Consider the following 13,848-nt stretch of genomic DNA (forward strand, 5'->3'; position numbering starts at 1 on the left):
GGATTTCAGGACTCCGACAAGGTGGCACAACCGGTGGTGACAGGCTGGTGCGTGGCAAGATGGTGGATGGCAAACCAGAGCTGACCGGCGGCGATGCCACCGTCATTGAGCGGCAGGGTTTCAGAGGTTAATACCTGGCGGCCGGCCGCTTCGAGGCCGGGAACAAGCTGGTCCATCAGCACCCGGTTTTGAAATACGCCGCCCCCGAGCGCCACCGGATAGCCGGGGAAGCGCTCGGCCAGGGCAACCACCAGATTGCTGATGGCGCGGATAAAACCGGCGGCCAGGCTGGCGGCGGAGGTGCCTTGGCGCCGCTCGCTGACAAGGGTATTGATGAGCTCGGCCCACTCGATATGCAGTGGCCCCTCTGTTGCTTGGCTGAGATCAAAGGCGAGGGGGAAGGGCAATTCATCGGGGAGAAGCTGCAAGGCGGCCGCCTCCAGCAATAGCCCCGCTTCTCCCTCGTAATCGGGAGTATCGATCACTCCCAAGAGCACCGCGACGGCATCGAACAGCCGACCGATGGAGCTGGTATGGGGGGCGTTGCGACCGAGATGCCAGAGCTGGTGCAGATTGCGGATCCGCTTAAGGGGCAGTTGCTTGATCGCCGGAATATCGAGGGCGCGGATCTGCTCCACGCCATACGTCTCGAACAGCAGCCCCAGCAGCTGGCGTACCGGCTCACGGATGGCCGCCTCGCCGCCGATGAGCTTGAAGGGTTTGAGGTGTGCAATACGTTCAAATCCTTGCACATCTGCGATCAGCAGCTCGCCGCCCCAGAGGGTGCCGTCATCCCCAAGGCCGGTGCCGTCAAAGGCAAAACCCAGAACAGGGCCAGTGATCTCATGCTCGGCCATCACTGCCAGCAGGTGGGCGTGATGGTGCTGCACCTCGAGATGGGTTGCACCCTGATCGTGGCAATAGCCCTTGGCCCACTGATGGCTGAGGTAGCCAGGATGGCGATCCGAGACCAGCAGCTGGGGTTTGAGTTCGTAGAGATCGCGAAAGGTAGCCAGGGTCTGCTCGAAGTGGCCCTGCATCGGCAAGCTGTGCAGATCGCCGATATAGGGGCTGTAGATGCGCTGGCGACCGAAGGCGAGCGCCAGCTGGTTCTTCTGCTGCGCGCCGACCGCCAGCAGCGGCATCTTGACTGCCTCTTGCAGGCTGGGGGTGCAGGGGGCATAGCCCCGGGCGAGGCGCAAAGTCTGGCACCGTCCGCCCACCCACTGCAACAGACTGTCGTCGCACGGGTGCAGGATGGGGCGGTTGTGATCCAGGATGCCGTCAATCTCGCCCCCGAGTTCCCTGACCACAGCATCGCACTCGACAAGGATCGGGCTGCCGCGACCATTGGCGCTGGTGGTCACCAGCGGCATGGCGCACGTGTCCAGCAACAGCTGGTGCAGCGGGGTATAGGGGAGCATGACCCCGAGATAGGGGATGCAGGGGGCGATCCCGTCGGCCAACGGCGCGGCTGACTGTCGGGATTCTGAGAGCCGATCATCGTTTTTGCGCTTGCGCAGCAAGGTGATGGGTCTGGCCTGAGAGGCGAGCAGCTTCCACTCGTCTTCGCTGCCGGTGACATGCAATTTGGCCTCGGCAAGGGAGCCCATCATCACCGCCAGCGGCTTGCGCGCGCGCCGTTTGAGCTGGCGCAGCCGTGCCACGGCAGACTCGCTTCGCGCATCACATATCAGGTGATAACCCCCCATACCCTTGACCGCAATCAGCGCCCCCGCTTGCAGGGCGAGAGCTGCCGCTTGCAGCGCATCCTCGCGCTCGGCCAGCGCATCGCCACAGCCGCTGCGCCAGCTGAGATGGGGCCCGCAATCGGGGCAGCTCACCGGCTGGGCGTGGTAGCGTCTGTCCAGCGGGTTTTCATAAGCCGTCGCGCAGCGCGGGCACATGGCAAAGTCGGCCATGGCGGTGTGGGGTCTGTCGTAGGGGAGGCGGCGGATGATGCTGTAGCGCGGGCCGCAGTGGGTGCAGTTGGTAAAGGGGTAGCGATGGTGTCGATCCGCGGGATTGGCCACATCCCGGGCGCACGCCTCGCACATCCCCTGATCCGGCGAAATGGCGACTGTGGCGGCGCTCTGCTGCTGGCTTGCCTTGATATGAAAGGCGCCGTTGTAGTCGGGATCATGAGCGAGGGGTAGATCCTGCTCGCTGAAATGATCGATACGGCTGAGTGGCGGTGCCAGGTCCCGCAGTTCGCGGGCAAAGCTGGCCAGCTGCTCGGGGGAACCTTCCGCGCCTATGGTGACGCCGTTGGCATCGTTCAGCACATAGCCGGTAAGGCCGTGGCGCAGCGCCAACCCATAGACGAAGGGGCGAAAACCGACCCCCTGCACTATGCCGTCGATATGGAATTCGCGGCGCAGTCTGGAGCACGTATGGGTCCGGGCCGTCATGGCGCCACCCTGAGGGGGGTCAGGCTGGGCCAGATGGCGATCATCTTGAGGGGTGTCATGTGATATCGAACTCCCATCTGCAGGCCTGCCACCACGGCGCCGGCCATTGGGTACAACGGACAGGGGCAGGACAGGAATGCAATGCGCAGGGTTGCAACGGGCTGCGTCTCGATAGCGGGGGCGTAGCCTGGGCAGGGGAGGGAAGAGGGCCTCTCATCCTGCCGCGGGGGCCAAGTTTATCGGGTCAGTGGCCCCCATTACCTTGATCTCGCACCGGTTTGAGTGCCAGACGCGACGCTTCTTTGCGATCCTGTGAGGGGCGCCACGTTCGCTGGTGGCTCGAGATCCCGTGGGAAAACCCAGGCTTCCAGACATGCAAGAGGGAGGCGGTTGCCTCCCTCTTGCATGTCATGGCCTTGGGCGCGGCGCCCGCCATCAGATATCCACCTGGGATCCCAGCTCTATCACCCGGTTGGGCGGGATCTCGAACTGATCCGGCGCCCGCAGGGCGTTGCGTTGCAGCAGCATGAAGAGCTTGCCCCGCAGATAGAGGTACCAGGGGCGCTCCTTCATGATGAGGGACTCGTGGGCCATAAAGAAGGAGGTCTCCATCATCCGGCAGCTCAGCCCCTCGGCGTTGCAGCGGTGGAAGATCTCCTCCACGTTGGGGGTCTCGCGCCAGCCGTAGCTCGCCACCACCCGCCAGAAGGTGGGGGATAGCTGCTCGATGCAGACCCGGCGCACGTTGTGGACGTAGGGCACATCCTCCACCTTCAGGGTGAGCAGGATGATCCGCTCGTGCAGCACCTTGTTGTGCTTGAGGTTGTGCAAGAGCGCATGGGGAATGACGTTGACCACCCGCGACAGATAGACGGCGGTGCCCGCCACCCGGGTCGGCGGGGATTTTTCCAGGGAGGCGATCATGGGCTCGAGCGAGTTGCCGTGCTCGTTCAGGCGGCGGATAAGCTGGAAGCGCTCGCTCTTCCAGCTGGTCATCAGGGTGAACATGACGGCGCCCAGAGTCAGCGGCAGCCAGCCGCCGGAGAAGACCTTGGCGAGGTTGGCGGCAAAGAGCGGCACGTCGATGGCGAGCAGCAGGGCGAAGAGGGTGGCCACCAGCGGCTTGCGCCAGTGCCAGCTGTGGCGGGCCACCGAGCAGGAGAGGATGGAGGTGAGCACCATGGTGCCGGTCACGGCGATGCCATAGGCCGCCGCCAGGTTGCTGGAGTGCTCGAAGCTCATGATGACGATCACCACGGAGAGATAGAGCAGCCAGTTGATGACCGGAATATAGATCTGGCCGGACTCCTGCTCCGAGGTGTGCACGATGCGGATGGGGGAGAGATAACCGAGCCGCACCGCCTGTCGGGTCAGGGAGAAGACCCCGGAGATCACTGCCTGGGAGGCGATCACAGTCGCCAGCGTCGCCAGCAGCAGCAGGGGCAGCAGGGCCCATTGTGGCGCGAGCAGGAAGAAGGGGTTGGCGATGGCTTCGGGATTGCCGAGCAGCAGGGCCCCCTGGCCGAAGTAGTTGAGCACTAGCGATGGCAGCACCACCATGAACCAGGCGCGGCGAATGGGGCTCTTGCCAAAATGCCCCATGTCCGCATAGAGCGCCTCCACCCCCGTGATGGCCAGCACCACGGCGCCCAGGGCAAAGAAGGAGGCGCTTTGGTAGGTCATGAAGAAGCGCAGCGCCCAGACCGGGTTGAGCGCCCCCAGCACCTCGGGGTGCTGGAGGATGCTGTTCAGGCCCAGCACCGCCAGGGTCAGGAACCAGATCAGCATGATGGGGGCAAACAGCTTGCCCACGGTGGCGGTGCCGTGTTTCTGGATGGCGAACAGCAGGGTCAGCACCAGCACCGAGAGCGGCACTATATAGGGATCCAGGGAGGGGGCCGCTATCTTCAAGCCCTCGATGGCCGACATCACCGACATGGCCGGGGTGATCACCACCTCGCCATAGAAGAAGCTGCCGCCGACGAGCCCCAGGATGATCAGCACCGGCGTCCACTTGGCCGGGGTGTTGCGGGTCGCGAGCGACATCAGGGTGAGTATGCCCCCTTCGCCCGCGTTGTCCGCCCGCATCACGAAGGAGAGGTACTTGACCGAGACCACCAGGATCAGCAGCCAGAAGATCAGGGAGAGAAAGCCCAGGATGGAGGCGGGCTCCACCCCGAAACCGAACTGGCCGGAGAGGCACTCGCGCAGGGTATAGAGCGGGCTGGTGCCGATATCGCCATAGACCACGCCGATCGCCGCCAGCATGACGCCGGACAGGGCGGGTTTGTTAGTGCAGTTCATGAAATTATCTTGTCAGATTGCCGGTGGCATGGCTGCCAACACAGGGGCCCCGCACTACCGGGAGTTCACGGATAGTCGTTCGGGAGGATCTTCAGGATTGCGATGGGATCGGGGTTAGCTGGATATCAATAGGAGACTCATCATGGACACAGTCTGTTTATCTGCGATTTGGCGTATGATGACACAGAGTCCGTGGGAGTATGCTCAGGTATAAATAATCAAAAAAGGCTTTTGAACGAGGCTATTAATTACTCCTTGATTGAAATAGCCCCCCGAGCAGCGGGCAAGTGTTTGTTTTAGCTAAGCAGTCATTTTTAGCCAGTCTTTTCCATCAAACGGGTTGAAAAACAGGCGATAAAATGTTGACCAATAATTTATCGGCAGGGGCGACAGAGAGGGAAGGCTTGGGTGGCAATGGAGTCTTTATTTACTACAAAAAGCTCAGGAAATAAGTATAGTGCAACGCACGAAGTGAATTTCACCAATCGTTAAGCCAGAGGTATAGTGCACTGTGTTTTTAACAACCTCATATCTTTAATATATTAAATTATAACTGGATGTTTATTATGGAAGTATATAAGAGTAAGTGATTGTTTTATATCTTATATACATCTAGTTCGAAATTATCAGGGCTAATGCTACATTCATACATATCGATATGTCTAAGGCGTGGGTTTTTTGATATTATATCCTTAATCTTTTTTCTTTTATCATCTTCGAATTTAGCTCCAAAAAAAACTGAGTTTATTGAGGCTGGATTGATCCGTATAAAAGCATCAAAATTATTTTTAACTAAAAATCTTTCTGCCTCCTCATTAAATATAAAGGGATGGTTATCAATATCCCCATCATTATTTCCTATAGTGCGTTCCCATTGTGTTTCAAACCACGTAAATTCTTTATTGTATTTTAGTTTCCATAGTGTCTCAAGCTGTCTTATAGTTTCAGTTTTTAGCTTGTTAATAGGTCTGCAGAAATTGGCACAACCTAGCGGAATTATAAACCTATGTTCTTTTTCATAACGCCAATGATTACTTTTAGTTGTTAAAAGAGACTTTATAATAGCATTCCTATCCATAAGTGATGAAGTGTTGTTTATGTGCTGAAAGCGGACGTTGTCATAATTAACTATTTGTGGCGTGTTGAAAAAACATGCATCAATACCATATGGGTTATGAAGATGTGATAGTACATCTGTTTTGTAACCAATAACTAAGCCAGTATGGCTATTTGCATAATGAGACCACATTAATATGTCTGTTGGCGTTTCACTCATGGAAATTATACCGCTCGAGGATACACCACTTATTAGGAAAGAGTTCATTAGTTTTATGTAGTCATGACAAATATCATCCTCAATTTTATTTATTTTCAGCATTTCTTCTATGTGTTTTATTCGTACCCTATTAGGGACTGTGTTTTCAAAGGGATCATTTAATTTGGATGGAATAGCTAGTTTTAATGTTGGGTTAAAAAGATAGCTTTCAGGTAGGGAGGAATAATATTTATATAGCATTAAATATATATCTCAATTAATAATGGGGATAGTTTCTATTAAATAAGTGGTTTATAACTACTGTCAATGTAACAATTTAAAGATAAAATAGTTGCAGAATTAAATGGATCAGACAAGTGTCTGCACAATGAAAACTTTCTATAAACGTCGAGAGTAAATATTCTTTTGATCTTTATCGCAAAGGCTACCGCACTAGAGTTACATCTCCAGCTTGCTGCGATTAACCTGCGATATTTTCTCTATCTGTTCCATAAAAACGACCTCAACGGAGCTGGTTGTCGCGTGAGTCATACTAATCGGTCGGTGAAAAAACAGAAGGGGGAGCGGTTGAAAACCGGCGCAACGTCATAAATCGGGACCTCAAGAGGGCATTTATTGTTTGGTTTTGTTAAACGATAACTGGCTATCGAATAGAAAAACCAAACAATATGGGCATGGTTTCTGGCCGTGCTGGCTTGTCTGGAGGCTGGTGAGGAGTGAGTTGGGGCAATATGGGAGGGCTTCCCGGTTTCCCCGGTTTGCCGGGAATTGGTTTGGCAATCATGGTGTGATCTGGGTTGTGTGGGGATAGGGGAGGTTGCCGCTCAGTGCAGTGCCCTGACCGGGGTGATGTTGGGCCGTCAGGCTCTGTGGCGGGATCGGCCATTGGCGCCCGGGGTCGGCTCGGGTATAGTCCTGCGCCAACAAGATAGGTTCGGATGGAGGAGTCGGCGCCGCGTCAGGCAAGCGGGCCGACGCCTCCCTTCGGCGCGGCTTTAAAGGATATCCCCATGAAATTCAGTCCCCTGCTCGATGAGATGATGAAGGCGCTGCAGGTCTTGCCGGGCGTGGGCCCCAAGTCGGCCCAGCGCATGGCGTTCACCCTGCTGGAGCGCGAGCGCAGCGGCGGCCTGCGTCTGGCCTCCCTGCTCAATCGGGCGCTGACCGAAATTGGTCATTGTAGCCACTGCCGCACCTTCACCGAGAACGATCGCTGCGAGATCTGCGCCAATCCCAAGCGCGAGGAGAATGGTCTGCTCTGCGTGGTGGAGAGCCCGGCAGATGTGGCGGCCATCGAGCAGACCGGCCAGTTCTCCGGCCGCTACTTCGTGCTGATGGGCCATCTGTCGCCGCTGGACGGCATAGGCCCGGAGGAGCTGGGGCTGGAGATCCTGGAGCGCCGCCTGAAGGATGAGCACATCAAGGAGCTGATCCTCGCCACCAATCCCACCATAGAGGGGGATGCCACCGCCTGGTACATCGCCGATATGGCCCGCGCCGCCGGGGTGGAGGTGAGCCGCATCGCCCACGGGGTACCGGTGGGGGGCGAGCTGGAGCTGGTGGATGGCACTACGCTCTCCCACTCCCTGATGGGGCGTCAGCGCATCTAAACCTGCTTATGTGCCTGCTGCGAAACCGTGATCAAGGCTCATGTGCTGCTCGGAATCCTCATTTATGCCTATAAACTCCGGTTCCTGCGCTGCTCTTCACCTTGCTGACGGCTTCTCGCGACGGCCCATCAACAGGTTTGGCCGGGTAGTACAAAATGTGGCCACCCGAGCCCGCAACAAGGGGCCAGTGTGCAAGTTTGCACACTGGCCCCTTGATATTTGAAAGGCCAGCCCCATCTAGGTTGGGAATCTGTTCAACCCGACGTTTTGAGGACTGGTCGATGACCCAAAGTGTTCACGCCGAAACCCACGGCTTTCAGACTGAAGTCAAACAACTGCTGAGCCTGATGGCTCACAGCCTCTACTCCAACAAAGAAGTATTCCTGCGCGAGCTGATCTCCAACGCATCCGATGCGGCGGACAAGCTGCGCTTCAAGGCGCTTTCCGATGCCTCTTTGTTCGAAAACGACGGCCAGCTGCGCGTGCGCCTGGTGGTGGACAAAGAGAACAAGACCCTGACCATCTCGGACAACGGCATCGGCATGACCCGGGACCAGGTGATTGAGCACCTGGGCACCATAGCGAAGTCCGGTACCGCCGAGTTCTTCAAGCACCTCTCCGGTGATCAGGGCAAGGACTCCCAGCTGATCGGTCAGTTCGGGGTGGGCTTCTACTCCGCCTTCATCGTCGCCGACAAGGTGACCGTCATCTCCCGCGCCGCCGGCACAGAGCCGGGCCAGGGCGTGCAGTGGGAATCCGAAGGGGAAGGCTCCTTCACCGTGGCTGACGTGACCAAAGAGGGTCGCGGCACCGACGTCATCCTGCACCTGCGCAGCGATGAAGAGGAGTTCCTGGACGACTGGCGCCTGCGCGCCGTGGTTGCCAAATACTCCGATCACATCAGCGTGCCGGTGGAGATGTACAAGGAGGGCACTCCGGATCGCGAAGAAGACGGTGAGACCATAGTCGGCACCCCCGGCGAGTGGGAGCAGGTCAACCGCGCCACCGCGCTCTGGACCCGCAACCCGAAGGACATCAAGGACGAGGAGTATCAGGAGTTCTACAAGCACGTCGCCCACGACTTCGAAGATCCCCTGCTGTGGGGCCACAACCGGGTGGAAGGGGCGCAGGAGTACACCAGCCTGCTCTACATCCCGGCCCGTGCGCCGTTCGATCTCTACAACCGCGAGCAGAAGCACGGTCTCAAGCTCTACGTGCAGCGCGTCTTCATCATGGATGACGCCGAGCAGTTTATGCCGACCTACCTGCGGTTTGTGAAAGGGGTGCTGGACTCCAACGATCTGCCGCTCAACGTCAGCCGTGAAATCTTGCAGGACAACAAGGTGACCGCCTCCCTGCGCAAGGCCTGCTCCAAGCGGGTGCTGACCATGCTGAACAAGCTGGCCAAGGACGATAGCGAGAAGTACGCCAAGTTCTGGAGCGAGTTCGGCAATGTGCTCAAAGAGGGCCCGGCCGAGGATTACGCCAACCGCGAAGAGATCGCGAAGCTCTTGCGCTTTGCCAGCACCGCGGGCGAGGGCGAGGCCCAGACAGTCTCTCTAGAGGATTACGTTGGCCGCATGAAGGAAGGCCAGCAGAAGATCTACTACATCACCGCCGACTCCTATGCCGCGGCCAAGAACAGCCCGCATCTGGAGATCTTCCGCAAGAAGGGGGTCGAAGTGCTGCTGATGTGGGAGCGGGTCGACGAGTGGCTGATGAGCCACCTCACCGAGTTCGACGGCAAGCAGCTGGTCTCCGTCACCCGTGGCGAGCTGGATCTCGGCGAGCTGGAGGACGAGGCGTCCAAGCAGGCCCAGGAGGAGGCTGAAAAGGCCAACGCCGGTCTGGTGGCGCGGGTCAAGCAGAGTCTGGCCGATGCGGTGAAAGAGGTGCGTGTCACCCACCGCCTGACCGACTCCCCCTCCTGCATCGTCACCGACGACCACGGCATGAGCACCCAGATGATCAAGCTGATGCGCGCCGCCGGTCAGCCGGTGCCGGAGCAGAAGTACATCCTGGAGCTCAACCCCGACCACGCCCTGGTGAAGAAGTTGGGCGCCATCGAAGACGAGGCGCTGTTCGGCGAGTGGGTCGCCCTCTTGCACGAGCAGGCCCAGCTGGCGGAGCAGGGCGGGCTCAATGATCCGGCGAGCTTCGTCTCCCGTATCAACCGTCTGCTACTCCAGGCGTGATGTCATTGGCCCACTGCAAAGCAGTGGGCTTTTTTTTGGTCGACGCCGCCCCCGGGGCGGCGTTGGTCGCCCTGGTGGCTGCTGCATTTTCAATCATTTTTGGTATCAGGGGCCTGCGTCTTTGGTCGCAGAGACGGCGCCAGGGAGTGGTGATAATCTGGCCACTCACACGGGGCGAGCTTGTTAATACGGGCGAAAACGTGTAGTTTTTTGCCTTCTCAAGAATTGAATAACCAATCAATTAGGAGCGTGTATGCGCATTGTTCTGTTGGGAGCACCGGGTGCCGGCAAGGGTACCCAGGCTCAGTTCATCATGGAAAAACACGGTATTCCGCAGATCTCTACCGGCGACATGCTGCGTGCGGCGATCAAGGCGGGCACCGAGCTGGGCCTCAAGGCCAAGGCCGTGATGGACGCAGGTCAGCTCGTCTCCGACGACATCATCATCGGCCTGGTCAAAGAACGTATTGCGCAACCGGATTGCGCCAACGGCTTCCTGCTGGACGGCTTCCCCCGCACCATTCCCCAGGCGCAAGCCATGAAGGATGCCGGTGTGGTGGTGGACTTCGTGCTGGAGTTCGACGTGCCGGACGAAGAGATCGTCAAGCGCATGAGCGGCCGCCGCGTGCACTCCGGCTCTGGCCGTACCTACCACGTGGTGTTCAACCCGCCGAAAGTGGAAGGCAAGGATGACGTGACCGGCGAGGATCTGGTGATCCGTGCCGACGACGAAGAGACCACGGTGCGCAAGCGTCTGGATGTCTACCATCAGCAGACCGCGCCGCTCATCGGCTTCTACGGCAAGGAAGCGGAAGCGGGTAACACCCGTTACGTCAAGATCGACGGCACCCAGCCGGTGGATCAGGTCAGCCAGCAGCTGGCGGCGATCCTCGGCTAAATCTGGTCTTGCCACCGGCATTGCCCGGCGTGCTGGCAATCCTCTTGCCACGCCAGGGGGCAATCGCGGGGCAACGACATTGAGACAAGGGTCCATACAGGGCCCTTTCTTGCATTATCACAAGCACGACAAACACCCCACGACAGGACGCTAACGTGACCACGAAAACCGGGATCTTGCTCGTCAATCTTGGGACCCCAGCGGCGCCAACCTCGGCGGCCGTCAAGGCCTTTCTCAGTCAGTTCCTGCAGGACCCCAGGGTGGTCGAGATACCTCGCCTGCTGTGGGCCCCGCTGCTGACCTTCGCCATACTGCCGTTTCGGGCCCCCAGGGTCGCCAAGCTCTATCAACAGGTCTGGACCGAGCAGGGCTCGCCCCTGATGGCCATCAGCCAGCGGCAGCGGGCGGCGCTGGAGCAGGAGCTCAAGCGGGAGGGGGTCGATGTGCCCGTGGTGCTGGCCATGACCTATGGCTCGCCCTCCCTCGACGAGGGCTGGCAGGCGCTCAAGGCCCAGGGGGTCAATCGGGTGATACTGCTGCCGCTCTATCCGCAGTATGCCGCCAGCACCACGGCCGCCGTGTTCGACGGCTGGGCCCGGGTGATGAAGAAGGAGCGCCACCTGCCGGTGATGCGCCTGATCCGCGACTACCACAACCACCCTGAGTACATTCAGGCGCTGGCCATGAGCGTGCGCCGCCAGTGGGAGCAGCAGGGCCAGGGTGAGCACCTGCTGATGTCCTTCCACGGCATTCCCCAGCGCAGCGAGGACGAGGGGGATCCTTACGGTCACCAGTGTCGCCGCACCGCCGCCCTGCTGGCGGAGGCGCTGGGCCTAGCCCCCGAGCAGTGGAGTGCCAGCTTCCAGTCCCGCTTTGGCAAGCAGGAGTGGCTCAAGCCCTATACCGACGTCACCATAGCCCAGCTGGCGGAACAAGGGGTCAAGCGGCTCGATGTGATCTGCCCGGCCTTCTCGGCGGATTGCCTCGAGACCCTGGAGGAGATCCAGGTCGAGAACCGCGCCGTCTTCATGGACGCGGGGGGAGAGCAGTTCCACTACATACCGGCCCTCAACAGCGATCAGGCCCACATCCGCATGATGGTGTCGCTGATCTGCCGCGAGCTGGCGTGATCGACTGGGATTTCAACGTTAAACGATAAGGATTGTCTTCATGATGCATATCACGCTGATCTACGCAGGCCTCTTGGGGCTCCTGTTCCTGCTGCTCTCGTTCTGGGTGGTCAAGCGCCGGCGCCAGTTCAGGGTGAAGATAGGTGCGGGGGACGCGCCCGAAATGCTGGCGGCGATCCGTGCCCACGGCAACTTCGCCGAGTACGTGCCGCTCACCCTCCTGCTGATGGCCCTGTGCGAGCTGGCCGGGGTCGGGGCGCTCTGGCTGCACCTGGGTGGGTTGCTGCTGCTGGTGGGACGCGTCCTGCACGCCATCGGCATCCAGTTGCCAGAGGCGCCGAACAAGCCACGGCTCTTCGGCACCCTGTTCTTCTGGCTGGCCCTGGGGCTCTTCTCGGTGCTGGCGCTGGTGCAGGGGCTGTCATTCGGCTGAGGCCCGGGCCACTTGAGTGCGAAAAACCACCTCACCGCGAGGTGGTTTTTTGATGGGGAAAGATCAAACGTTTTCCTCGCAAACCCTTGCCTATACTGACCTCAAAATTTAATCGTGCGACTTTTCGGCGGGGTGGATTGTGTTAAAATCCCGCCCCTCTTTCCCCCAGAGCACAGAAGATTGCCATGAAATTTCCCGGTCAGCGCAAGTCCAAACACTACTTCCCGGTCGACAGGCGTGATCCCCTGATCCCGCAAAATCCCCAGCTCACCGAACTGGGCAAGGCCTATGTGGTGGGCATAGATCAGACTCTGGTGGATATTGAAGCCCATGTGGACGAGGACTTCCTGAACCGGTACGGCCTGAGCAAGGGCCACTCCATGCTCATCTCCGACGACGTGGCCGAGCGGGTCTATGAAGAGCTCAAGGCCAACAACATGGTGGTGAGCGAATTTGCCGGCGGCACCATAGGCAACACCATGCACAACTACTCTGTGCTGGCGGATTCCCACTCCATCCTGCTCGGGGTGATGAGCCAGGACATCCGCATCGGCAGCTACGCCTACCGTTATCTGTGCAACACCTCGTCCCGGGTCAACCTCGACTACCTGCAGCCGGTGGACGGCCCGGTCGGTCGCTGCTTCACCTTTATCACCGAAGGGGGCGAGCGCAGCTTCGGCATCAACGCCGGCAAGATGGACCACCTGGACGTGGCGCACATCCCGGAGGCCATCATCAAGGACTCCTCCGCCCTGGTGATCACCGCCTACCTGGTGCGCGGCGCCGACGGCACCCCCATGAAGGAGGCCGCCATGGCTGCCGTCCGTTATGCCCGCGAGGCCGGTGTGCCCGTGGTGCTGACCCTGGGCACCCGTTTCGTCATCGACGAGAACCCCCAGTGGTGGCGTGACTTCATCAGCGAGAACGTGACCGTGCTCGCCATGAACGAGGACGAAGCCGAGGCCCTGACCGGGATCAAAGACCCGCTCGGCGCCGCCGACAAGGCGCTGGACTGGGCCGACATGGTGCTCTGCACCGCCGGTCCCATCGGCCTCTACATGGCGAGCTACACCGACGAGGATTACAAGCGCGAGACCACCCATACTCTGCTGCCCGGTGTCATCCCCGAGTTCAACATGTATGAGTTCAGCCGCCCCATGGCCCGGGACAAGTGCCGCAAGCCGGCGCGGATCTACTCCCATATCTCCCCCTACATGGGCGGCCCGGAGAAGATCAAGAACACCAATGGCGCCGGGGACGGTGCCCTGTCCGCCGTGCTGCACGACATGGTGGCCAACGCCTATCACCGCATGAATGTGCCGAACTCCGCCAAGCACCTCTCCGAGTTCCTCACCTACTCCTCCCTGGCCCAGGTGTGCAAGTACGCCAACCGGGTGAGCTACGAGGTGCTGGCCCAGAGCAGCCCGCGTCTCTCCCGCGGCCTGCCGGAGAAGGAAGACAGCCTGGAAGAGGTGTACTGGGAGCGGTGATCCCGTCATCCGGTCGACAACAAGAAAGGGTGCCACTGGGCACCCTTTCTTGTTTTTGGGGCTGGATCATGTTTTTGGCACTGCTTTTGCTGACATCGTGG

Annotated in this window: 9 protein-coding genes; 6 read left to right on the forward strand and 3 right to left on the reverse strand. The window is 59.3% G+C overall.

The genetic code is table 11. From position 1 onward, the window contains the following. Positions 1–5: 5 nt before the first annotated feature. The 3 genes from hypF to AC3WR3_RS01790 all read right to left on the reverse strand — a co-directional run bounded on the left by hypF (position 6) and on the right by AC3WR3_RS01790 (position 6,231). Positions 6–2,411, reverse strand: a complete 2,406-nt coding sequence (gene hypF, locus AC3WR3_RS01780) for a carbamoyltransferase HypF (RefSeq protein ID WP_492290983.1) — start codon at positions 2,409–2,411, stop codon at positions 6–8. Between the two features lie 435 nt (positions 2,412–2,846). Further along, complete coding sequence (gene kup / locus AC3WR3_RS01785; protein ID WP_307764628.1) at positions 2,847–4,715, reverse strand: low affinity potassium transporter Kup; 1,869 nt, start codon at positions 4,713–4,715, stop codon at positions 2,847–2,849. 595 nt (positions 4,716–5,310) lie between these two features. Further along, on the reverse strand, positions 5,311–6,231 hold the full coding sequence (locus tag AC3WR3_RS01790; RefSeq protein WP_492290984.1) for a DUF2971 domain-containing protein: 921 nt from the start codon (positions 6,229–6,231) through the stop codon (positions 5,311–5,313). 770 nt (positions 6,232–7,001) lie between these two features. On the opposite strand from AC3WR3_RS01790, the gene recR reads away from it, so the two are divergent. The 6 genes from recR (at position 7,002) to AC3WR3_RS01820 (ending at position 13,747) form a co-directional block, all read left to right on the forward strand. Next, entirely contained in the window at positions 7,002–7,601 is a 600-nt protein-coding gene (recR, locus tag AC3WR3_RS01795; protein WP_025326665.1) for a recombination mediator RecR, read from the forward strand. 281 nt (positions 7,602–7,882) lie between these two features. Further along, positions 7,883–9,796 carry a molecular chaperone HtpG gene (gene htpG, locus AC3WR3_RS01800; RefSeq protein ID WP_492290985.1) on the forward strand — a complete coding sequence of 638 codons (1,914 nt, stop codon included), beginning with the start codon at positions 7,883–7,885 and terminating at the stop codon, positions 9,794–9,796. A gap of 253 nt (positions 9,797–10,049) precedes the next feature. Further along, on the forward strand, positions 10,050–10,694 hold the full coding sequence (adk, locus tag AC3WR3_RS01805; protein ID WP_025326667.1) for an adenylate kinase: 645 nt from the start codon (positions 10,050–10,052) through the stop codon (positions 10,692–10,694). A gap of 155 nt (positions 10,695–10,849) precedes the next feature. Continuing rightward, on the forward strand, positions 10,850–11,824 hold the full coding sequence (gene hemH / locus AC3WR3_RS01810) for a ferrochelatase (protein WP_429159144.1): 975 nt from the start codon (positions 10,850–10,852) through the stop codon (positions 11,822–11,824). A gap of 40 nt (positions 11,825–11,864) precedes the next feature. Then, on the forward strand, positions 11,865–12,257 hold the full coding sequence (locus AC3WR3_RS01815) for an MAPEG family protein (RefSeq protein WP_492290986.1): 393 nt from the start codon (positions 11,865–11,867) through the stop codon (positions 12,255–12,257). Positions 12,258–12,442: 185 nt separating this feature from the next. Beyond that, entirely contained in the window at positions 12,443–13,747 is a 1,305-nt protein-coding gene (locus AC3WR3_RS01820; protein WP_202045218.1) for an inosine/guanosine kinase, read from the forward strand. The last annotated feature ends 101 nt before the right edge of the window (positions 13,748–13,848 follow it).

The sequence above is a fragment of the Aeromonas sp. EU05-FHT14A05 genome, from assembly GCF_058791175.1.